Origin of the sequence: Mobilibacterium timonense (assembly GCF_900155555.1) — a bacterium.
GTDB classification, from domain to species: domain Bacteria; phylum Bacillota; class Clostridia; order Peptostreptococcales; family Anaerovoracaceae; genus Allobaileyella; species Allobaileyella timonense.
Genome location: NZ_FUHN01000006.1, coordinates 278,137 through 298,811 on the forward strand (window position 1 = coordinate 278,137; position 20,675 = coordinate 298,811).

At 54.7% G+C, this 20,675-nt stretch carries 18 protein-coding genes and 1 pseudogene; 13 read left to right on the top strand and 6 right to left on the bottom strand.

Features of this window, described 5'->3' with window-relative positions:
• The first annotated feature begins 147 nt into the window (after positions 1-147).
• The 9 genes from BQ7382_RS02200 to BQ7382_RS02240 all read left to right on the top strand — a co-directional run bounded on the left by BQ7382_RS02200 (position 148) and on the right by BQ7382_RS02240 (position 8,547).
• Positions 148-1,647 carry a DUF2828 family protein gene (locus BQ7382_RS02200; protein WP_077390501.1) on the top strand — a complete coding sequence of 500 codons (1,500 nt, stop codon included), beginning with the start codon at positions 148-150 and terminating at the stop codon, positions 1,645-1,647.
• Positions 1,648-1,728: 81 nt separating this feature from the next.
• On the top strand, positions 1,729-2,961 hold the full coding sequence (locus tag BQ7382_RS02205; RefSeq protein WP_077390502.1) for an RtcB family protein: 1,233 nt from the start codon (positions 1,729-1,731) through the stop codon (positions 2,959-2,961).
• Positions 2,962-3,201: 240 nt separating this feature from the next.
• Positions 3,202-3,372 (top strand): EAL domain-containing protein, encoded by a 171-nt coding sequence (locus BQ7382_RS09810; RefSeq protein WP_077390660.1) that lies wholly within the window; start codon positions 3,202-3,204, stop codon positions 3,370-3,372.
• Positions 3,369-3,668: a hypothetical protein gene (locus tag BQ7382_RS02215; RefSeq protein ID WP_077390503.1), complete on the top strand. Its 300-nt coding sequence runs from the start codon at positions 3,369-3,371 to the stop codon at positions 3,666-3,668. The genes BQ7382_RS09810 and BQ7382_RS02215 overlap by 4 nt, the downstream gene beginning before the upstream one ends.
• Before the next feature lie 295 nt (positions 3,669-3,963).
• Entirely contained in the window at positions 3,964-4,593 is a 630-nt protein-coding gene (locus tag BQ7382_RS02220; protein ID WP_077390504.1) for an NAD(P)-dependent oxidoreductase, read from the top strand.
• A gap of 347 nt (positions 4,594-4,940) precedes the next feature.
• The gene (asrA, locus tag BQ7382_RS02225) at positions 4,941-5,969 is read left to right on the top strand and encodes an anaerobic sulfite reductase subunit AsrA (protein ID WP_077390505.1); all 1,029 of its coding nucleotides are present in this window, start codon (positions 4,941-4,943) and stop codon (positions 5,967-5,969) included.
• Complete coding sequence (gene asrB, locus BQ7382_RS02230; protein WP_077390506.1) at positions 5,959-6,756, top strand: anaerobic sulfite reductase subunit AsrB; 798 nt, start codon at positions 5,959-5,961, stop codon at positions 6,754-6,756. The genes asrA and asrB overlap by 11 nt, the downstream gene beginning before the upstream one ends.
• 13 nt (positions 6,757-6,769) lie before the next feature.
• Entirely contained in the window at positions 6,770-7,801 is a 1,032-nt protein-coding gene (gene asrC, locus BQ7382_RS02235) for a sulfite reductase subunit C (RefSeq protein ID WP_077390507.1), read from the top strand.
• A 35-nt stretch (positions 7,802-7,836) separates the two neighbouring features.
• The gene (locus tag BQ7382_RS02240; RefSeq protein WP_077390508.1) at positions 7,837-8,547 is read left to right on the top strand and encodes a Crp/Fnr family transcriptional regulator; all 711 of its coding nucleotides are present in this window, start codon (positions 7,837-7,839) and stop codon (positions 8,545-8,547) included.
• Positions 8,548-8,657: 110 nt separating this feature from the next.
• On the opposite strand, the pseudogene BQ7382_RS02245 reads toward BQ7382_RS02240, so the two are convergent.
• The 4 genes and pseudogenes from BQ7382_RS02245 to BQ7382_RS09425 form a co-directional block, all read right to left on the bottom strand.
• Positions 8,658-10,445, bottom strand: a pseudogene (locus BQ7382_RS02245) (bifunctional homocysteine S-methyltransferase/methylenetetrahydrofolate reductase); the annotation flags it as partial.
• 62 nt (positions 10,446-10,507) lie between these two features.
• Positions 10,508-12,982, bottom strand: coding sequence for a homocysteine S-methyltransferase family protein (locus BQ7382_RS02250; RefSeq protein WP_077390509.1), 2,475 nt, complete (start codon positions 12,980-12,982; stop codon positions 10,508-10,510).
• 90 nt (positions 12,983-13,072) lie between these two features.
• Complete coding sequence (locus tag BQ7382_RS02255; protein ID WP_144082063.1) at positions 13,073-13,834, bottom strand: vitamin B12 dependent methionine synthase, activation domain protein; 762 nt, start codon at positions 13,832-13,834, stop codon at positions 13,073-13,075.
• 31 nt (positions 13,835-13,865) lie between these two features.
• A complete protein-coding gene (locus BQ7382_RS09425) occupies positions 13,866-14,111 on the bottom strand; it encodes a hypothetical protein (protein ID WP_144082064.1) in 246 nt (81 codons plus the stop codon).
• Between the two features lie 12 nt (positions 14,112-14,123).
• On the opposite strand from BQ7382_RS09425, the gene BQ7382_RS09430 reads away from it, so the two are divergent.
• Positions 14,124-14,330 carry a hypothetical protein gene (locus BQ7382_RS09430; protein ID WP_144082065.1) on the top strand — a complete coding sequence of 69 codons (207 nt, stop codon included), beginning with the start codon at positions 14,124-14,126 and terminating at the stop codon, positions 14,328-14,330.
• Between the two features lie 2 nt (positions 14,331-14,332).
• Entirely contained in the window at positions 14,333-14,998 is a 666-nt protein-coding gene (locus tag BQ7382_RS02265) for an ABC-2 transporter permease (RefSeq protein ID WP_077390512.1), read from the top strand.
• A 265-nt stretch (positions 14,999-15,263) separates the two neighbouring features.
• Here BQ7382_RS02265 and BQ7382_RS02270 read toward each other — a convergent pair whose 3' ends face one another.
• Positions 15,264-15,983: a FadR/GntR family transcriptional regulator gene (locus BQ7382_RS02270; protein ID WP_159437200.1), complete on the bottom strand. Its 720-nt coding sequence runs from the start codon at positions 15,981-15,983 to the stop codon at positions 15,264-15,266.
• A 90-nt stretch (positions 15,984-16,073) separates the two neighbouring features.
• Entirely contained in the window at positions 16,074-17,153 is a 1,080-nt protein-coding gene (locus BQ7382_RS02275) for a DUF5692 family protein (RefSeq protein ID WP_077390661.1), read from the bottom strand.
• A gap of 443 nt (positions 17,154-17,596) precedes the next feature.
• On the opposite strand from BQ7382_RS02275, the gene BQ7382_RS02280 reads away from it, so the two are divergent.
• Together BQ7382_RS02280 and BQ7382_RS02285 are read left to right on the top strand one after the other, a co-directional pair.
• On the top strand, positions 17,597-19,159 hold the full coding sequence (locus tag BQ7382_RS02280) for a PucR family transcriptional regulator (RefSeq protein ID WP_159437201.1): 1,563 nt from the start codon (positions 17,597-17,599) through the stop codon (positions 19,157-19,159).
• A gap of 164 nt (positions 19,160-19,323) precedes the next feature.
• The gene (locus BQ7382_RS02285; protein ID WP_077390515.1) at positions 19,324-20,670 is read left to right on the top strand and encodes a cytosine permease; all 1,347 of its coding nucleotides are present in this window, start codon (positions 19,324-19,326) and stop codon (positions 20,668-20,670) included.
• Positions 20,671-20,675: the final 5 nt, after the last annotated feature.

The window sequence follows — 20,675 nt, forward strand, 5'->3', positions numbered from 1 at the left end:
ACCGTGAGCAAAACACAGGAAAGGCACTAACAGCAACCAGGTATAGATCAGGAAAATCCGGCGGAGGATCTGCATGATGCGGGTCCAGACTGCCAACAGTACTAAATGTGCCTTGTAAAGAGAACATCACGGGAAAGGAGAAGGGAAATGCTGGACAACCTCCAACAGGAAGCGAACATAGCTTTTACAGAGAATGGCGCAGTTTCAAACGGAACAACTGGTTCCTGGTGTCTGGATCTGTTTGCCACCATCGGCGCCCTTCGCCGTGAACCGGATGAAGAGATCATCCTGCGGTTTTTCCGGGCCTATGCCGAAGACCCTGACCTGGCAATGAAGACTGTTTTTTTTGCCAGAGACATCAGGGGTGGCCTCGGGGAGCGCCGGGTGTTCAGGATCATCCTCAACTGGCTCGGAAAAAACAAACCGGAAACCGTCAGGAGAAATCTGGAACGCATCCCGGAATACGGCAGGTATGACGACCTGCTTGCTCTGTTTGGCACGCCTTGCGAAAAGGACGTGCTGGAGCTCATAAGAAGGCTTTTCGAAAAGGATATGGACTGCCTTGGAAAAGGCGGGAGAGTCTCTCTTCTGGGGAAATGGCTTCCATCTGTGAATGCATCCAGCATGGAGACCGTCATGAAAGCCAGGAAGATCGCAAGATACATGGGCATGAGCGACGCAGCATACAGGAAGTCGCTGACCAGGCTGCGCAGGCAGATAGACATCATCGAGAACCACCTACGGGAAAAGGACTATTCATTCGATTATTCAAAGCAGCCTTCGAGAGCCATGTTCAAATACAGAAAGGCCTTTTTGAGAAACGACGGCAATCGCTACATGAACTTTCTCGAACAAGTAGAAAGCGGCGAGGCCGGACTGCACGCCGGCAATGTCGCTCCGTATGAGCTGGTGGCACCATATCTTTCAGATGATGTCTACAGTAGAGGAAAAGACGCCCATTCATTTATGCGTGACATAAGCCCGGAGGAGGCTGCTGCGCTCAATGCCACGTGGGCCGCTATGCCAGATTTTGGGGGAGATGAAAATGCTCTGGCCATCATCGACACATCCGGTTCCATGTACTTTGAAAGCAGGCCTCTTCCCGCAGCTGTGGCGCTGTCACTGGGCCTCTGTTTTGCGGAGCACAACGAGGGGATTTTCAGGGATTGCTTTATCGAGTTCTCAGCCAGACCGCAGCTCATAATGCTGAAAGGCGAGACCTTTGCGGATCGGCTCCGCTATGCTGCGTCGTTCAACACGGTGGCGGACACCGACCTTGAGGCGGTGTTCCAGCTGATCCTGGATGCGGCTGTAAAAAACCACGTCAGCCAGAAGGAGCTGCCGTCGAGACTCATCATAATATCGGATATGGAATTCAACTGCTGCGTGGAAAATGCCTCAGAGACGAATTTCCAGAACGCAAAGCGGAGATTTGCGGAAGCTGGCTACAAGCTTCCGGAGATAGTGTTCTGGAACGTTGCCAGCAGAAACCGCCAGCAGCCCGTATCCAAGAATGAGCAGGGTGTGACCCTGGTATCCGGGACGACCCCGAGGCTCTTCGATATGGTGGCTGGAGGAAATATTTCGCCATATGAGTTTATGATGGAGACACTAAACAACCCACGTTATTCGGCCATAGCCGCCTGAGCCCTCCAGGCCATCCAGCACTCAGGTGCTCGGTGGAGCGTTCTGGAGAGGCACTTTTAAAGGCAACGAAAGGATAATAACATGTTTGAGATAAAAGGAAAGGTCGGCACGGCCCGTTGCTACGCCAGTGTCGTCGAGGATGGCGCCGTCCAGCAGATACGCAGGATGTGCGACTACGAACTGACAGAGGGGAGTCGTGTCAGGATAATGCCGGACGTCCATGCGGGGAAAGGCTGTACGATAGGTACTACCATGACTGTAACCGACAAGGTGTGCCCGAATATAGTAGGCGTGGATATAGGCTGCGGAATGTATACGATTAGGCTTGAGGACACCAGTCTGGATCTGGAGAAGGTGGACGAGGCATGCCACTGCATTCCGTCCGGTATGAATGTCTGGCAGGGAAGAATGGAGCGTTTCGACTTAACAGGGCTGCGCTGTTACCGCTCTCTCCGGGATACCAGGCGACTGGAAAGGTCCCTTGGGACCCTTGGAGGAGGAAATCACTTTATCGAGATCGACAGGGCATCCGACGGGACGTACTGCCTTGTGATACACTCCGGCAGCCGTAATCTGGGGAAGCAGGTGGCGGAGATCTACCAGCGGCTGGCCGTAGACCTTCATCAGGGAAAAGAAGAGCTTTTCAGGAAGAGAGATCAGATCATCAGCAGCTACAAGGCCGCAGGAAGACGCTCTGAGATACAGGGAGCTCTGAATGAGCTGAATAAGAAATATGCTGAAAAGGATCCTGATGTTCCTTCTGATCTGTGTTGGCTTTATGGCTCCTTTCTGGAGGACTATCTCAACGATGTGGAGATCTGCCAGCGCTTTGCCCGCCGCAGCAGGGAGAGAATGGGAGAGATCATTCTCGACAGGACTGGCATGAGTCCGGTGGAGGCATTTCACACCGTTCACAACTATATAGATACCCACAAGATGATCCTCAGGAAGGGGGCGATAGCAGCCCATGCAGGAGAAAAGGTGCTGATCCCCATCAACATGAGGGACGGTTCGGTGGTGGCTGTGGGAAAGGGCGACCCGGAATGGAACTATTCCGCTCCTCATGGTGCCGGGCGGCTGATGTCCAGGACCCAGGCGAAAAAAGCCATCAGCATGGATGAATACAGAGAGTCCATGGAGGGGATCTACACAACATCTGTCAACGAGGCAACACTGGACGAGGCGCCTATGGCCTACAAATCTCTTGATGATATCATAGATGTGATCAGTGACACGGTGGAAGTGATAGACGTTATGAAACCGGTGTATAACTCTAAAGCTGCAGATGAGATGCCCCCTTGGAAGAAAAAATGACAGATCGAGGAATTGACCCCTTTAGCGATTTCGTGAGACGGCAGTTTGCCGTCCGTTTTTTTTGTTTTTGCCTGCCTCCGAAGCGATGCAACTGGCGGTGGGATCACCTGCGACTGTCTCTGGTAAAAGGCAGGGTACCAGATATCAGATTTGAGCTCCGCATCCGAAGAAATCATATATAATGAGTATGTCATCGGGGGCGTTTCCCGGTGGCACGTTTTGTAGAAGGAAACAGCTGCACTGGAGTCGCTGGCACGGTGGATAAAAAAGGATGGAACGGTAGTTCAGCCAGGTGAATTTATACCCATTCTGGAGGAGGATCATCTCATTCATCTGCTTGATCTTGCGATGCTTGACAGGATACTGGAGGATGAGCTCATGGCGAGAGCCCGAGGCGTAAAGCTTCCTTGAGCTTCTTTGAGGCGATGCAGCTTCTCGAGCTGCTCCCAGGGAAAGTTGGAGATGAGATCGAGATCCAGTTTCAGAGGGAGCTGGATCCGGAGTTTTGCGAGGCGGTGGATAGCTGTTTTGAGACAGGTGACTGGGAGGTGTATTCTTTTAACTATAAGGGGAAAGTGCCGGTAACAGGCCGCGTAAAGGAGTTGGCAGAAGATCCTGTCCATCATATTAAAGCAGTAATTACGGTGTTCTTCTCGGAAAAGATGGTCTCGTTTCTGAGCGGGACTGTAGTGGATGAAAATGAGTGAGTATGTGATGATCGAGGAGGCCGTTTAAGGTGGCAAGGCTGTAAAGAAGGCGGTAGAGATAATTCCAAAGGTGATCGTAAAATAATAGTGTCGCGCTACGATCGTTACAGATAGCTCTGCGATATCCAGACAAGAAGCGTCTCGGTCAGGGGACGCTTTTTTTTTTGCAAAAAAAATATAAATGTAACTATTGACATTACAACAGAACGATGCTAAATTATAGATGTAATCAATAAACTTACATCAAGCGACAGAACGTATACCTGACCCACAGAAAAATACAGGAGGGACCAAAATGAAGATAGCAGTAGTAGCAGCAAATGGAAAAGAAGGAAGACTCATCGTCAAGGAAGCGGCAGAGAGAGGCTTCGACGTCACAGCAGTGGTGAGATCTGAAAATCGCACGGTAGCGGATAAGGTGATCAAGAAGGATCTTTTTGATCTGACAGCAGAAGATCTGAAGGACTTCGATGCCGTTGTCGACGCCTTCGGCGCCTGGACCGAGGAGACGCTGCCGCAGCACAGCACGTCGCTGGCACATCTGTGCGACATTCTCTCGGGAACTGAGACAAGGCTCCTGGTGGTAGGAGGAGCAGGCAGCCTGTACGTGGATCCGGAGCACACCGCGCAGGTCGCTGACGGCCCTGATTTTCCTGATGCGTTCAAGCCTCTGGCAACAGCAATGGCAAAGGCGCTCGACGAGCTCAGGAAGAGGAGTGACGTAAGGTGGACTTATATCAGCCCGGCCGCTGACTTCCAGGCAGATGGAGAGAGAACAGGGGAGTACATCCTGGCGGGAGAGGAGCTGACGCTGAACGACAGAGGCGAGTCAGTCATCTCCTACGCAGATTTCGCCGTAGCCATGGTGGATGAGATCGAAAAGGGCGATCACATTCAGCAGAGGATCAGCGTAGTAAGGAAGTAGCCGCAGTTGAGGTCAGCCGTCGAGGCAAGCCTTGTCACTGAAAAATGCTCTGCGCCTGTCGCACGATCGCGGGGCAGACGCTGAAAAAGAGGCATCTGTATTCTTAGTATTTCTCGATTTTTCGAGATCACAAGGATACAGATGCCTCTTGCTTTTTCATGAGCCAGAAAATGACGAGGAGCGAAAGTGTGTCAGCTGAAATGATACGACATTTTGCAATACTGCGCAACCTCATGATAAAGAAAACAATTTCGTGACATATGTTACAGAAACAAGGAAATACCGTTGATATAATTGTTAAAAATACAGCAGTATCGTCATGCATTTTGTCAGTGAACGGAGGAAACATGGGCTTTGTATTTGACACAGATGGCTTTGATAAAGTCATGGAGGGCCTGAGGGAGAATTACCGGATCTACGCTCCGGTCAGAAAGACCGGCGAGGGCAGATTCACTGATACCGATGTCATCCGCTACGACTTCGTGGACACATTGGATCAGATCGAGCTGGACGAGCGCTCGGATTATTCCTTCAAGGAGATCCTGATGCCCCTCTCGGAGACGATGTTCTTCTTTACGGAGGACGAGATCAAGGAAGCCGGATTCGATGACCGTCCGGTGATAGTCCTCGCCAGGAGCTGCGACATCCACGGCCTCAGGCGCCTGGATCAGATCTACACCGGGAACGGTCCTAACGACGACTGGTTCTACGAGAGGCGGAAGGACAAAGTGAAGTTCGCGCTCATCGGATGTGGGGAGGCCTGCGCCAACAGCTTCTGCGTGGACATGGGGAGCAACCGCACGGATGACTACATCTTTTCCATCGACCAGATAGACGGTAAGATCTACTCGGACGTGAAGGACGAGGACCTCGTTCCGGTCTTTGAGAAGGCTGCGGAGTCTCAGGGAGAGGTCGCCCCGAGGTACGTGACGGAGGCGGAGTTCCGAGTGGAGCGCCCTGAAGAGGTGCCTTCGGAGATCTTCACAGACGGCATGTGGGATGAGTACACGAAGCGCTGCATAAACTGCGGACGCTGTAACTTCGTCTGTCCTACCTGCACCTGCTTCACCATCCAGGACCTTTTCTACACGGACAACGGAAAGGTGGGCGAGCGCCGCAGGGTGAACGCCTCCTGCATGGTGGACGGATACACCGACGTTGCCGGCGGGCTCCAGTTCCGCAAGAAAAACGGAGAGAGGATGCGCTTCAAGGTGCTCCACAAGGTATACGATTTCAGGAAGCGCTTTGGCTACGACATGTGCGTTGGATGCGGCCGCTGCGATACAGTGTGCCCTGAGTACATCTCTTTTTCCAACTGCGTGAACAAGCTGAATGCGAGAGTAAAAGAACTGGAGGCTGATGGCGATGAGAGATAACAACGAATACAGACCGGTGCCGTCCAGGATCCAGGAGATCGTGAAGCACACTCCTAACGACTGGACATTCCGCTTCACCTACGTCGGAGACGTGAAGCCGGGACAGTTTTTCCAGGTGTCGATCCCTAAGGTGGGGGAATGTCCTATCTCCGTCAGCGGAATAGGAGACGACTTCGTGGACCTTTCCATAAGAAAGGTGGGAAAGGTGACTGACTACCTTTTTGAGCACTGCGAGCCGGGAGACATGATGTTCATCCGCGGACCGTACGGCAACGGATTCGACGTGGAGGAATACGCCAGGAACGAGATCGTGATCGTGGCTGGAGGCACCGCCGTGTCGCCTATCAGGGGCGTGGTGCAGTATCTTTGCAAGGGAGACCACCCGGAGGACTGCCACCTCATCGCCGGGTTCAAGAACCCGGGAGAGATCATGTTCCGCAAGGACTTCGCCGAGTGGAAAGACAAGATCGACGTCGTGCTGACGGTGGACGGCGCTCCGGACGATTACGACGGTCCGGTGGGGATGGTCACGAAGTATATTCCTGATGTTCCGATCAAGGATCTCGACACTTGCAAGGTGATCGTAGTGGGACCGCCGCCGATGATAAAGTTCTCCATGATAGAGCTCATGAAGCGCGGCCTCAAGGAAGAGAACGTCTGGATCTCGGATTCCAGAAGGATGAGCTGCGGCATAGGAAAGTGCGGACACTGCCGTATCAACGACAAGTACGTCTGCATCGACGGGCCGGTGTTCAGGTTCTCCGAGCACAAGACACTGGTCGACTAGCGGAGGTGGCAGTATGAACAAGACAAATCTCGATTTCAATATGAAGAAGCTGAAGAAGAATGCCTACCGCTATTCCAAGGTCAGAGGCGAGACGGCTTCGAGAGTGAGGTGTCCGGGCGGCGAAATAGATGTCGACTCCCTGCAGAGGGTGGTGGACATCGCCAGGAAATACGGCAAGGGCACGGTGAATATCACTAACCGCCAGGGCTTTGAGATCCCCGGTATCGACCTGGCCGACGTGGAAGAGGTGAACAAGCTGCTCCAGCTGATCATCGAGAACCGCGGTGTAAACCAGGAAGAGTACGACGGCGGATATCCGGCGTCCGGGACCAGAAACGTTGTGGCGTGTCCGGGAAAACAGCTCTGTCCTTTCGGGTGCTACGACACCAAGGCCTTCGCCCAGGAGATCGACAAGGCTATCTATCCTAACGACCACCATGTTAAAATAGCCTTTACAGGATGCTCAAACGACTGCGCACACACCCGCCTCAACGACTTCGGCATCATCGGCCAGACCGAGCCGCAGTACAACAAGGACCGGTGCGTCAGCTGCGGGCAGTGCGTGAAGTACTGCAAGAAGCGTTCGGTAGGAGCCCTCAAGGTGGTGAATGGCAAGATCGAGAGAGATACCAACAAGTGCATCGGCTGCGGCGTCTGTATCAACTACTGCCCTACCAGGGCCTGGACTCGCAGCAAGGAGCAGTACTTCAGGGTCGTCCTGCTGGGCCGCACGGGCAAGAAGAACCCGAGGATGGCAGAGGACTTCATGAAGTGGGCGGACCACGACACGGTGAAGAAGATCATCACCAACGTGTACGCGTATCTCGACGAGTATCTGGATAGAGACGCGGTGGAGAGCAAGGAGCACATCGGCTACATCGTTGACAGAACGGGGTTCGAGGAATTCCTGAGCTACATAATGAAGGACGTCACACCTGGACCTAAGTGTGAGATCCAGGGCCGCCTGTACTGGGGCGGAAAGCGCTACGACCAGACCAACGAGCTCAGGCATTCCATGTTCCGCTTCTCCGAGAGAGAAGAGTGATATGTTTGATGGGCCAGGAAGAAAGTTGAGGGAGAATGGCAGGCAGCACGAAACTGATCAATGACAAAGAGGCATTGGTGCAGCTCGAGAGCTGTGTCCTGTTTCAGGGACTGGATCCCGAGGATATATACAAGAGCATGGAGTGCGCCGGTGCTGAATGCGCTGTCTTTCGCAAGGACGAGATGATCTTCACCGAAGACATGGAACCGAGGCGTCTCTACGTGCTGGTGAGCGGCATGGTCCGGGTGGGCCGTGATTCTGTGGACGGAAAGCGCAGCATCCTCGTGACCTACGGCAGGACCGGAGATATTTTCGGGGACGTTATCCTTTTTCTCGGAAAAAAACAGTACGGCTTTTTCGCCCAGGCCGGCGAGGAGAGCAAGGTGGTGAGCATCCCCCGTGGGTTCCTCAGCAGCACCTGCCCGCGCGGCTGCGGGTACCACACCCGGATGGTATCCAACATGCTGATGATCCTGGCTCAGACTGCGTATTCATTGAATGACAGGCTGGAGGTCCTGATGTGCCAGACCCTCAGGCAGAAGATCGGCAAGATGCTGCTTCTCTACTGCGAAGGGGACTACTCTCGCAAGCTGGTCATGACCAGGGAGGAGATGGCCCAGACGCTGAACGTCGCCCGGCCATCGCTGTCCCGTGAGCTGATGAAAATGGTTGAGGACGGGCTGATCAGGGTCGAGGGCAGGAAGATATCCATCGAGGATGTCCAGGCGCTGGAAGAACTTTTCTGACCCTTCAGAGACGTCGTTGCAACAAAAAAGATCTGCCTGTAGATTTCAGGCAGATAGGGATGAAGACGCACTAAAGCGTGGCCACTTACATCAGGACTTACGATGCGCTCCATCAGTGCGACTCTTTCGAACGGCATCATGAGGTATATACCATCTACGTATGGAAGCAGGCGGGCGGCTATGGACAGAGTGTATCTCTCTCCGAGCTTCTCGCCTTCTTCTCTGTTCAGGCCGGCGTAGCTCTGTATCATATCTTCAGGTATGTGTATCCCTGAGATCTCAGACTCCATGAACTGCCCGTTTCTCTGGGACACCACAGGAATGATGCCGCCCAGGATATATACGTCAGGAGGAAGCTCCCTCCTGGCCTTTTTAATGTTCTCGATCGCTTCATCGGACATTGCGGGCTGGGTGAGGAAGCCGTCGGCACCCTCCATGACCTTTTCCTGAGCGCGGCTCATTTCTACATCGAAGTTTGCCGCGTTGACGTTCAGTGCGGCGAAGATCATCATCGGCTCATCAAACAGTTCTTCGTTCAGCGAGCGGATGTAGGCTATGAGCTTACGCGAGTTGAACTGATATACACGCTGGACCTCGTCGCGCTCTGCGGTCGGGATCGGATCTCCGGTCACCACCAGCACATTCCTCAGCCCTTCTGCAGAGCCGCCAAGAAGAAGAGCTTTGGTGGCGTTGATGTTCCTGTCCCTGCAGGTCATGTGAGGGATGACGTCGAGATCCAGATCTCTCATGACCTTGCACGCCAGGAGAGTGGAATCCATCCTTGCTCTTGCTATAGGGCAGTCTGCTATTGTGAGAGTGTCAACGCCCGCGTCCTGGAGCCGCCTGGCCCCGTCGATGAACTTATCCAGGTTCGTATCTTTGGGGGAGTCGAACTCAACGGCTATTATCTTCTTTCCCGCGTTCAGCTTCTGCCATATACGATTCGTTATGGTGACGCCTTCCTTGAAGCCTCCGAGCTTTCTTGCGGGATATGACCCGCTTTCCGGTTTGCGCCTTTCAAATGAGGATTCGGCCGGGGTGAAACCGCAGAGATGACCGGCGAGTGTTTTTATATACTGAGGATCTGTGCCGCAGCATCCGCCCAGCACACGGACCCCGCTTTCGGCGAGCTCGAGCATCTCACGGGCGAAGAACTCCGGGGCTCCCTTATAGAATGTTCTGAAACCTCTTACCGTCGGGTAACCGGCGTTCGGCATGGCCGAGGTGTGTTTCAGTTCTTCAGGATCCATCTTCATGAGCAGCCTGGCCATGTGGCCGGCGCTGGACACGCAGTTGAGCCCGGTTATCTCAAAAAGACCCGAATATTCCGCCTCACCCATGAGGTTTCTGTAGTAGCGGCCCTCCCTCGAGTAACCGTCGGGAAGCACGCCAAACGAAGCTATTATGAAGGCGTCAGGGCAGATGTCTCTGATGTGCCTGGCGCACTCGAGAATGCCGTCGATGGATGAGAGGGTCTCGAAAATAAAATTCGTGGCGCCGGCCTTCAGGAAGATGTCCGCCGTTTCGATGTATTGCTTCTGCATCTCCTCGGGGGTCTTTCCCGGGGCCGGCCCTATGTCTGCAAAGACGTAGGCGTTTTTTCCAGATGCGGCGACTGCATCCACTGCGATCCTGTAACCGGCCTCGACGACAGAGTTCCTCTGTTCGATCCCCTCCATGACCTCGGGATATGCTCCGAAGGTGTTCGTCTTGATGGCGGTTGCACCAGCCTCGAGATATTCTCTGTGGACCTCGGTCACCCTCTCAGGCGCGGATATGTTGCTGAGCTCGCAGGCCTTCGTGTTGTCCCTGTACTTCATGGAAAAGTAGGTACCGAAGGCGCCGTCGAATAGCAGGACGTTGTTTTTGAGATATTCGCGTATGTTAGTGGTCTTCATCAGTAAATTCCTGTCTCGTATGTTTTCTGTCTGTATGTGCTGCGGTGAGGGTCACCGTGCCGTTACCCCAGCACTTCCTGGGCGGCCTTCACGCTGTCTCTGGCATCGCCGCAGTAGAAATCCGCGCCGATCTCGGCTGCGTATTCCGGAGTTACCACGGCACCTCCCACCATCACCTTCGTGTCCGGAGATGCCGATCTGACCGCCTCGATGGTCTCCTTCATCGCCGGGAGCGTGGTGGTCATCAGAGCTGAAAGCCCCAGGAGCCTTGCACCGCTGCTCTTCACGGCGTCGACCACCTTTTCCACCGGCACGTCCTTGCCGAGATCGATCATGTGGTAGCCGTAGTTTTCCAGCACGACCTTCACGATGTTCTTGCCTATGTCGTGGATGTCTCCCTTGACGGTGCAGATCACGATCGTACCTCTGGATATGTTCACGCCACCGGCGTTTCTGGCGCTGATCCGTTCCTTTATCATGTCGAAGGCGGCGGTGGCGGCGTTAGCGGAGCTGATGAGCTGAGGCAGGAACAAGATGCCCTTTTCATACTGCTCGCCCACCACGTCGAGGGCGGGGATGAGCTCCTTGTTTATGACCTCTTCTTCGCTCATGGTGAGAAGGGCCTTTTCCGCCAGAACCCTCGTCTCGTCCTTCAGTCCCTTGAGCACGGCGTGCTCGATGGTCATGTCTCCTGCGGATCCCGCATTGCTCCCGGCGTTGCCGGAAGCCGCAGACTTTTTCTTTTCCACGGCCTTTTCCTCGACCCTGTCGGCGAATCTCTCTATGTAGGAGGCGCAGTTCGCGTCCTCGCCGGACAGGACCTTGAAGGAGGCCACGGCGTCCATCATTTCCAGCTGGTTAGGATTAATTATCGGAAAATCCAGGCCGCAGGCCATCGCCTGCACCAGGAAGCTTTCTGTTATGTGCTTTCTGGCCGGCAGCCCGAAGGAGATGTTCGAGACTCCCAGGGATGCGTGGGTGTGGTGGTGCTCCGTGATGTAGCGCAGGGCCTTCAGAGTCTCCCGCGCCTGATCCTGCTGGGCTGACACGGTGAGGGTGAGGCAGTCAACGAGCAGGTCCTCAGGCCCGATCCCTTCTTGCGCACACCGGTCGATGACGTGCTCTGCTTTTTCTATTCTGCCCCGGGCGTCGGTCGGTATCCCGTCTTCGTCGAGGCAGAGTACGATGGAGGCGGCACCGTATTTCTTTATTACCGGTAGCATCCTGTCCAGGGTGGCGTCATCGGCGTTGATCGAGTTCACGATGGCTCGCCCCGGGTACAGCCTCAGGGCTGCTTCGATCGTCTCCGGATCCCTGGAATCGAACTGGAGAGGGAGAGAGATGACGCCGAGCAGGGCTCGGAGGACTTCCACCATGAGCTCTTTTTCGTCGCCGCCCGGGACTCCCACGTTGACGTCCAGGATGTCAGCACCGGCTTCCTCCTCCTGGAGGGCGACCTTGCAGATGTATCCCATGTCGTGCTCGAGCAGGGCCTGCTGGAACTTTTTCTTTCCCGTAGGGTTCAGCCTTTCGCCGATCACCCGCACGCCTCCGAACTCGCAAACGTTTGAAGGAGAGCATACGCCGCGCTTCCTGCGGTCAGGCCTTTTTCCGGGATCAGCCCACTTCGCGGCGGTGTCCGACAGCAGCCGGATGTACTCCGGATCTGTGCCGCAGCAGCCTCCGGCGAGCGCGATGGAAAGATCGCTGTACTTGTTCATCTGTGCCGCAAAATCCGCGGCCTTGAGGCGGTATTCTCCCGTTTTCGGGTCGGGGAGCCCGGCGTTCGGCTTGACTATGATCGGAAGCGACGTCCAGTCCTCCATCTCCTCGATGAGGGGCCGTATCTCCTCGGGTCCGAGGGAGCAGTTAATGCCGACGGCGTCCGCGCCCAGGCCCTCCATGGCCATTGCGAAGGAAGCGATGGTGGTCCCGGTAAAAGTCCGTCCGGATTCTTCGAAGGTCATCGTCACGGCGACGGGCAGGTCGGAATGCTCCTTTGCGGCCAGGACGGCGGCCCTGGCGTCCGACAGGTCGGTGAAGGTCTCGATCACGATGAGGTCGGCACCGTATCTGGCTCCTGCTTCGATCTCCTCGGCATATGCGGCATAGGCATCTTCAAATGTCACGGTGCCGAGTGGTTCCAGGAGTTCTCCGATCGGTCCGACGTCAAGGGCGATCGCGTGGTGCCGCCCTTTTTCGGAAAGGCGCTCCTTCAGCCCTTTGAAAATGGAAAAATCAGGGGTGGGCTGGCCCGTGGTGGCGGCTTCGTGCTCGGTCACGGCCTTTTCCGCGGAAGCCAGGGCGCATTTTACCGCCTCGTCCACCGTGATTCCGCAGCCCTGGAGCTTCTTGCTGTTCGCGCCGAAGGTGTTGGTGTAGATCACGTCAGAACCCGCGGCTAGGTATTTCTTTTCTATTTCTGTTATCACATCGGGATGCTGGCACCCGAACACTTCTGGATGCTCGCCCGGCCTGAGTCCGGCTGCCTGGAGCATGGTACCCATGGCGCCGTCCAGGATAAGTGGCTTTGACATATGTCCTTCTTTCTGTTCATCTGGTTGTGGCGTTATCTGTAAAAAATATCTTTTGCTCGGTTCCGTCCGCTGAGGGTAGGTCGTCGCCGGTCATTCGCTGCAGAAAAAGCCCATCCTGCGGAAGCGGCAGGCTCCTTTGAGGTTGCAGCTGTCGCACGACCGCTGATTCTTCTTGACCGGGTGATGCGCGATGCCGAGGACCGCCGTGACGGATTTTCTCGGCGTCATCAGGAAGTCGGCGGATACGGATATCCCGATACGCCTGATCTCGAGAACTTCGGAGAACTTCTGCTGTGCGTCCAGAGGCAGGTCGCCGTATCCAGGCGAGAACCTGCTGGTGAGGAAGAGTCCCTGTTCGCTCAGCCGGCTTCGAAGCACGGCCTCTGCGGTGTCGCACACCGCCTCCACCAGCACGGATCCGGCGGAGTCGATGATCACGGATCTCAGCGGATCCATGAGGCTCTGCTGCCTCGTCATCATATCCTGTCTGAGGCCGATGGTCGCAGCCATCAGCACGGCCTGTGTACAGCCCGCGAGGTGGACTTTTATGTCGTTTCCAGAAAGAAAAGACAGCTCATCGGGGAACACGGCCGCGGGGTATTTCCTGTCAGGGCCTGGTGTAAGGTGATCTTCATCCTGATGCAGATCATAGATGTTGTAAAGTGCCTTAGGCTGTGCGGCATCGTTCACCGATTCCATGCACTCCGAAAAGGTGTCCATGAGGTCCTGAGAGATCGTCTGCCCCTGATATCCGAGGTAGCGGAGGACCTCGTTTCTGTCACCATCTGACAGTTTCACATCTGATACGTCTATCACCGGCATATTCTTTCGAACTCCTGCGTTTTGTTTCATGCACAAAAAAATAAGATAAATCAAGGTAATTCTACCAAAATGGGACAGTTCCTTCAATTGAAAACGTGTACAGAAAGGAATACGTGATGTCCTTGTCCTTGACGAGCCGACCGCAGGACTGGACGTAGAAGCAAGGACCGAGATACTGGATATACTCCGGGACTATCTCGCCCGGAACGAAAAGAGGAGCATCCTCATCACATCCCACATAGCGACCGATCTGGAGAGCATCTGTGATGACATCTATCTGATCCACCAGGGACGGATCCTGCTCCACGAAGACACGGACGTGATCCTTTCCGATTACGCGGTGATCAAGGCGGATGAGGAGGCATACGAAAAGCTGGACAGGCGGTATCTTCTCACCGCCCGGAAAGAGGGCACCGTGTACAAGTGCCTGACGAAGGAAAAGGCTTTTTACGCAGAGAACTACCCGGGCCTGATCGTGGAGAACGGCGGCATCGATGACCTGATCCTGATGATGTCTGGGAGGTAAATATGAGCGGATTGTTCGAAAAAGATCTGAGGCTGATCCTCAGAAGAAAACTGACGGTTCTGGTTTTGCTCATGATACTGATCGTCATGGGACTGTCCTCGGACAACCTGTTCCTCACCGGATATGGAACGGCGATCTTCGGGTTCCTGGCGATGGGTACACTGAGCTGCGACGAGGCAGACAACGGCTTCGCCTTCCTGTTCACTCTTCCGGTCACGAGAAGACAGTACGTGACGGAAAAATTCCTCTTTACCGGGGCCTGCACTCTGGTTGGATGGCTGACATCCATGGTCGTCGCCGCTGCCGTGAGCGCTATCAGAGACACGGGATATGGGGTATCCGGTCAGATCCCGGAAAATGCCGCAATACTGTTTGTGGTATTCGCGATGATCGCCATTTCCACGACGATACAGATGAGATTCGGGGTGGAAAAAAGCCGTGTCGTCCTTCTGCTCTGCGTCGGTGCGCTGTGCGCAGCTGGCATGGTGGTCTCGAGAGCGGGAGGCGGCTCCGGTACAAGTGCCGGGCTTGGCACCGGTTACCAGGCGCAGGGCGCTGGCGTCCCGTCTGATGCTATGATACTGCTCGTGATCGCAGGTGCTTGTGCGATCGTGGTGTTCACTGCGTATCGGTGGGGCATCAGGATAATGGAGAAAAAAGAGTTCTAGCGGTCGTTCGGGCCGGTGCGGCTTTCGCATTTTGAAAAGAAAATGCGGAAGCCTGTTTTAGTTCCATGTATTTAGTAAACAGGTAGAAATGTGATGGATCGATGTCTGTGAGAACTCAAACACAGAAAAATCAATAAAAGTGTGGCACATGTCACATAAGCTGAACATCCCGCTGTTCATGGCGGACCATACCGACCGCCTGATCGGTATGGCGTTGGAACAGAGACGGCAACAGAGACAGTAATGACAGCAGCGCACCTCTGCGTCATTTCCTGAGGTCCTTTTCGTACAATGTGTATTTCCCGTCTATCGCGTCCTTCGAGAAGGTCTCGATCCACTCCAGGGCGCCGTCGTAGTCTCTGTCTTTTACAAGCCGCCACGACTCCATGGTGTGTTCATACAGAGTGTCGATCCCGTAGATCTTGCAGAAGCGCACCCACATCGCCAGACACGGGGTCCTGAAGGTGACGATGATAAGGCTCAACATCACGTTGCCGCCCATCTCCGCCAGCCTGCTCTGAAACTCAAGTGCGTGCCGGGCGGCCTCCACGTTGTTGCTTGAAGCTCCGATGCTCTCCACCACGGCCTCGATCTCCGGGATGGACTTCTCGTCCAGGTGCTGGATCGCGTTCTTGACCGTGAGCCTTTCCAGCGCCCAGCGGATCTCAAGGATGCTGCGGATGTCGCCGTCTGTCAGTATATCGCCCTTCAGGCGCATGATCGCATCGAGCGTCTCGGCGCTGGCCTTTTTTCTGTAGTCAGCCACGAAGGTGCCCTGACGTGGACGTACTTCGATAAAGCCCTGGTTTTCGAGAACGGCTATCCCGGTGTTCACCACCGTGCGGCTGATGCCCAGCTGTTCCGCCAGCTCCCGCTCCGGCGGTATCCTCTCGTTTACCGGCAGTTCTCCGGAGAGTATCATCTCCTGCATTTTCCTGATGAACAATTCCCGCTGAGAAGGAAGTGAGATCTTTTCGAATTTCATAGAGGCCTCCTGAAAAAAGCACCCGTCAGACATCATGCCTGCGGGTGCTTCTGCGATCAACGATGCACTGATACTGTATTCTATACCAAACTAGGCCACTCTTTCCATAGCTTCTTCGAAGTCTTTTGTGCCGGCGAAGATCTCGTTCTTATAAGGATTCTTGTGCTGAGCCTTTGCTCTCTTGATGATCACCGCCAGTGTGACTACGTTGACAGCGAGAGCCAGCAGAGCTACCACGCCCTGTGCCGTAGGGTCGGCAGTTACGCCGGCCTTCGTGAGCTCGGACACGGAATTAATGGTGGTCATGTCAAATGCCGATACCCCGTGAGCTACGGCTCCCTTGTAGAGGGAAGGCAGCACCGAGAACGGCTCTGTGATCTGGAAAAGAGGGAATACCTGTGCGAACATGCACCATACCGCCAGGGTGTTGGCGCGGTTCTGGATCCAGCCGCCCTTGTTCCAGAAGGCGTTTGCGAAGGTTGGGGCCAGGAGCAGCGCGACTCCGCAGTACCAGGTGTGAGTCGGCAGGTTGCAGTATGTGTAAGTGAAGTTCCACACATCGTAGGCCAGGATGAACCAGATGGTCATGTCAGGCCAAAGCATGTCGTCCTTCTTCTTGGATGTGTAGATGCCCCACCATCCGGTCATGCACAGGATGTTCAGCAGTCCGGCGATGCCGTTCACAACGTTCCACCAGCCGCCGTAGAGCCACACGTCCTCGGTGGACTTCCACCAACCGCCTGCCATTCCGCCTGCAGCGAAGCCGTTGAATGCGGACTCGAAGTCCGAAGCTACCGCGATGAGGATGTTGATGGCCACGATGATGAAAGGCCAAGGCTTGAACCATTCCTTTTTTCCAAGACCCCACTTGTACTTCAGCATCAGGAAGCCCACGCACCCGATGTCGGCCGCATAGAGCTTAGCGTAGTGGAACCATCCGTTCATGTAGATGTGAGTCGGGTTGCTCAGCGCCCAGGACGCTCCGTTCATTGCGCCGATCTTGATAGCGATGAAGTAGGCCGTCAGTGCCAGAGGAAGAATAACGAAAACTGCGATCCCGCCCTTGACGGTGCGCCTCCCGATCTCGTTCATGAGGATCAGGCCGGTGAAGACGAGGATCCATCCCAGGATCTGCCATAGAGCCATGTCGCCATATAGTTGAAATAACATAGTACACCTCCCGAAAATTCTGGTGCCATCGTTGATGACCCTCACCAGGCTGTGGAACGTCCACATTTGGATTCTCCGCTGCATACAATATGTAAAATGCCTGCAAATCCTTGTAAACTTCGCCGTTGTAAGGGAGAATAGGAAAATATTTATCGGAATTTCGTGGTATTACCACGACTTGACAATAATTTAACACCGAGTCATCGCTTTGTCCATACGTTTTTCGAAAAAATGTGCCGCTCCAGGTGAAAAAAACATGTACGGACAGTCGGAGGCGTGCGGCCGGACCGATACGTTGCTCTGACCGGCACTGCTTTTTTCCTGGAGGGCAGGCCGTGTTCTGTGTAGGATTTGTATATATGCGGATCTCAAAATATAATATCCATTATTCCGGGGCGGCCCGTCGGCCGTCCCGACCGGATATAAACGAAAGGGACTGGAAAATGAGTGTAACTGTAAAGAGCCTCCTGAAGCTCCCATCCCTGGCCAACGCCAGGGTAGTGGCTGGAGCCGGAGGCCTGGACAAGATCGTGTCCACGGTCTCAGTGCTGGAGACCATGGACTATCAGCTGGTGGACGAGCAGGCGCTTGGAAACAAGGCCTTCACCGGCGGGGAGATAGTGATAACGGGGTTCGTCAACGGCGCCGAGGACGTGGAGGCGCAGTTCAATCTGATAAAAAATCTTTCTGCCATCGGAGAGGTGGGCCTCATCGTCTATTACGTGGGGATATTCGTGAAGAAGATAGATCCGGAGATCATAAAACTCGCGGATGACCTGGACTTTCCGATAATATCCATGCCGGAGAACCAGATCAACCTTAGATATGGCGAGGCCATCAACGACATCATGGGCCTGATCGTGCGGGATCAGTTTTCCGGCGAGCCGATGATCGTGAACCTGCTGGAATCCATATCCAAGCTCTCCCCGCGTCAGCAGACGGTGGACACCATGATGCGCCTGATCTCCAACCGGCTGAGGGCCAGCGTAGTCCTCACAACAGAAAGCGGCAGGACACTTTACGAAGCGGCGTGGCCGAGCGAGCTGGCCGGGATCCACCAGCAGGTGGAAAAATTCGCAGAAGTTGAGATGGGGGCCGAGCCGCTGGATTTTCCAGGGATGGACGACGCCAGTATATACAGAAGGGAAGTCCACGTTTCGGGGACCAACTACAAGCTCTACATCGTGAACGTGGGACAGGAGATGTCTCAGATCAACCTGCAGCAGGCGGTGGAGGGAGTGCGCATCGCCATAAAGCTATGGGGCAGCAGCGAAGGTATCGGCATAGCCTCCGAGATAATAGACGCTATTCTCACGGATCAGCCGCTGAAGATGAGGTCGCTCTCTTCAATGTTCGAACTGGACATCGCATCTGTGGACTCCATGTGGATCTTCACCGGGTGCGATCTCGGGCCGGAAGATGTCCGAAACGTCGCCGCAGAGGCGAATAAATTCTGCAGCACCGTCTGCACGGACGTCTACAAAGAACGGATCATACTTTTTACAGACACCATACGGAAGAAGGCAGATGTCGACGCACTGCGTACGAACCTGTCGGCCGTGCTTCCGCATGGAGTGAAAATGTGCTACTACACGGGTTTCAGGAACACCAGAGACGTAAGGCGCGCCTACCTGCTCAACGGTGAGAACTATGACAGCGCATTGAAGATACTGCCGGGCAGAGACTTTTTCATGAGAGGGGACATGGAGTTTGCCGGAAAGTGCAGGGAGATAGTGGAAAAAGGAAATGAGAGCGTCGAGGGGTATCTCCGGGTGCTCAGAGTGATCGACGAGACCGACAGCAACGATCTCATCCCCACACTGTGCATCTATCTCCTGGACACCGACAGGAACGTTCAGAAAACGGCTGATAAATTGTTTGTTCATAAGAACACAGTTAAATACCGCATCAACACCATCAGTGACCGGCTCGGCTTCCACGCCGGGAGCATGCCGGAGTCCATGAACCTTTATATCGCCTGCGGTATCAGGAGACTTCTACTGTAGGCTGCATTGCCGACGAAATTGAATATCTATGAAGCATTGCTGCGGCCTTTGTCCAGATGGACAAAACGCCGCGGTTTTGTTTTGCCCTGGAGATAAGGAAATGGATGCACAGCAGAGACTACAATCAATGCATCGATCATATTTAAGGAAAAGGGGTAGAGATCATGAGTAAAAAGGGTACTGGGTTTGAGGTAAAACCCGAACAGCGACAGAAGTGGACTTCCATAGCGGCCGTGTGGGCCGGCGGCATGATATGCGTGCCATCACTGATGATAGGCGGCGTTCTGACGGGAGGCGGGCTGTCGATCGCACAGATGATATTGTCCATATTGATAGGATACGGCCTGATCTGTGCCTACATGATAATGATAGGGATGCAGGCCTGTGACACGGGACTGCCGCTTGCGGTGATGGCCTCGGGATCGCTGGGGACGAAGGGCTCCAGATACATAATCAGCATCATCCTGGCCATCGCCTGCATAGGATGGTTCGGCATCCAGTCTGCCACATGTGGAAGCGCATTCGCGTCCATGACAGCATCCATGCTGGGTACCCAGGCGACCCCGGCGAGCACGGCTTTCTGGTCCGTAGTCTGGGGCGTGATCATGCTTGTTACAGCGTGTGTCGGATTAAAAGGACTCAAGTGGCTCAACTACGTGGCGGTGCCGCTGCTGGTGGCCGTGTGCCTTTACGGTCTGATCGCCGGCATCACGAAGAACGGTGGAGGAAGCGCCATCGCCAGCTATGCTCCTGAAACATCCTCGGGACTGGTCTTCGGTATCTCGATGGTAGTAGCGTCATTTGCGCTTGGAGGTGTTATCTCCGCCGACTACTGCAGATTTGCGAAGAACAGAGGAGACGTTATAAAGTCTTCTATCGTAGGAGTGATCCCTGCGGGGATCTTCATGCTGATGACCGGCGCACTGCTCAGCATCGTCACCGGACAGTACGACATTTCGGCAGTTCTCAGCTCACTGGGAGTTCCTTTCCTGGGACTGGTGGCTCTGGTGCTCGCTACGTGGACGACGAACGTTACAAACGCCTATTCCGGCGGGCTGGCGCTGAGCAACCTTCTCGGCCTCGATGAGAGTAAGTTCAAGATCACCACGGGAGTGGCCGGTGCAGCTGGTACCGTTCTGGCGGCGGCAGGACTGCTCAACGCATTCCAGGGATTCCTGTCCCTGATGTCCGGGATGATCCCGGCGCTGGCCGGAGTCATCATCGCGGAATACTGGATCGCAGGAAGAGGGAAGAAGGAACACTTCCAGATCAGAGACGGGTTCTCCGGCGTCGGCGTAACATCCTACATCGTAGGAGCGCTGGTCGGCTGCATCACAGGCGGGACATTCGCGAACTTCCCTGCACTCGTAGCTGCGGCGCCATTCCTGAACATCCCGTTCTTCGTGGGACCTGTGAACGGGATCGTCGTTTCACTGGTGGTGTACGTGGTGCTAGATAAGATAGCCAGCGCAGCGAAGGCCGGATCCTCGGCTGCCGCGGCAGAAGAATAGATCGT

Excerpts from the sequence above, each read along its gene's own strand:
- BQ7382_RS02220 (WP_077390504.1), top strand. The coding sequence starts at position 3,964 with ATGAAGATAGCAGTAGTAGCAGCAAATGGAAAAGAAGGAAGACTCATC.
- BQ7382_RS02200 (WP_077390501.1), top strand. The coding sequence starts at position 148 with ATGCTGGACAACCTCCAACAGGAAGCGAACATAGCTTTTACAGAGAAT.
- BQ7382_RS02265 (WP_077390512.1), top strand. The coding sequence starts at position 14,333 with ATGAGCGGATTGTTCGAAAAAGATCTGAGGCTGATCCTCAGAAGAAAA.
- BQ7382_RS02250 (WP_077390509.1), bottom strand. The coding sequence starts at position 12,982 with ATGTCAAAGCCACTTATCCTGGACGGCGCCATGGGTACCATGCTCCAG.
- BQ7382_RS02280 (WP_159437201.1), top strand. The coding sequence starts at position 17,597 with ATGAGTGTAACTGTAAAGAGCCTCCTGAAGCTCCCATCCCTGGCCAAC.
- BQ7382_RS02275 (WP_077390661.1), bottom strand. The coding sequence starts at position 17,153 with ATGTTATTTCAACTATATGGCGACATGGCTCTATGGCAGATCCTGGGA.
- asrC (WP_077390507.1), top strand. The coding sequence starts at position 6,770 with ATGAACAAGACAAATCTCGATTTCAATATGAAGAAGCTGAAGAAGAAT.
- asrA (WP_077390505.1), top strand. The coding sequence starts at position 4,941 with ATGGGCTTTGTATTTGACACAGATGGCTTTGATAAAGTCATGGAGGGC.
- BQ7382_RS02255 (WP_144082063.1), bottom strand. The coding sequence starts at position 13,834 with ATGAAACAAAACGCAGGAGTTCGAAAGAATATGCCGGTGATAGACGTA.
- asrB (WP_077390506.1), top strand. The coding sequence starts at position 5,959 with ATGAGAGATAACAACGAATACAGACCGGTGCCGTCCAGGATCCAGGAG.
- BQ7382_RS02205 (WP_077390502.1), top strand. The coding sequence starts at position 1,729 with ATGTTTGAGATAAAAGGAAAGGTCGGCACGGCCCGTTGCTACGCCAGT.
- BQ7382_RS02285 (WP_077390515.1), top strand. The coding sequence starts at position 19,324 with ATGAGTAAAAAGGGTACTGGGTTTGAGGTAAAACCCGAACAGCGACAG.
- BQ7382_RS02270 (WP_159437200.1), bottom strand. The coding sequence starts at position 15,983 with ATGAAATTCGAAAAGATCTCACTTCCTTCTCAGCGGGAATTGTTCATC.
- BQ7382_RS02240 (WP_077390508.1), top strand. The coding sequence starts at position 7,837 with ATGGCAGGCAGCACGAAACTGATCAATGACAAAGAGGCATTGGTGCAG.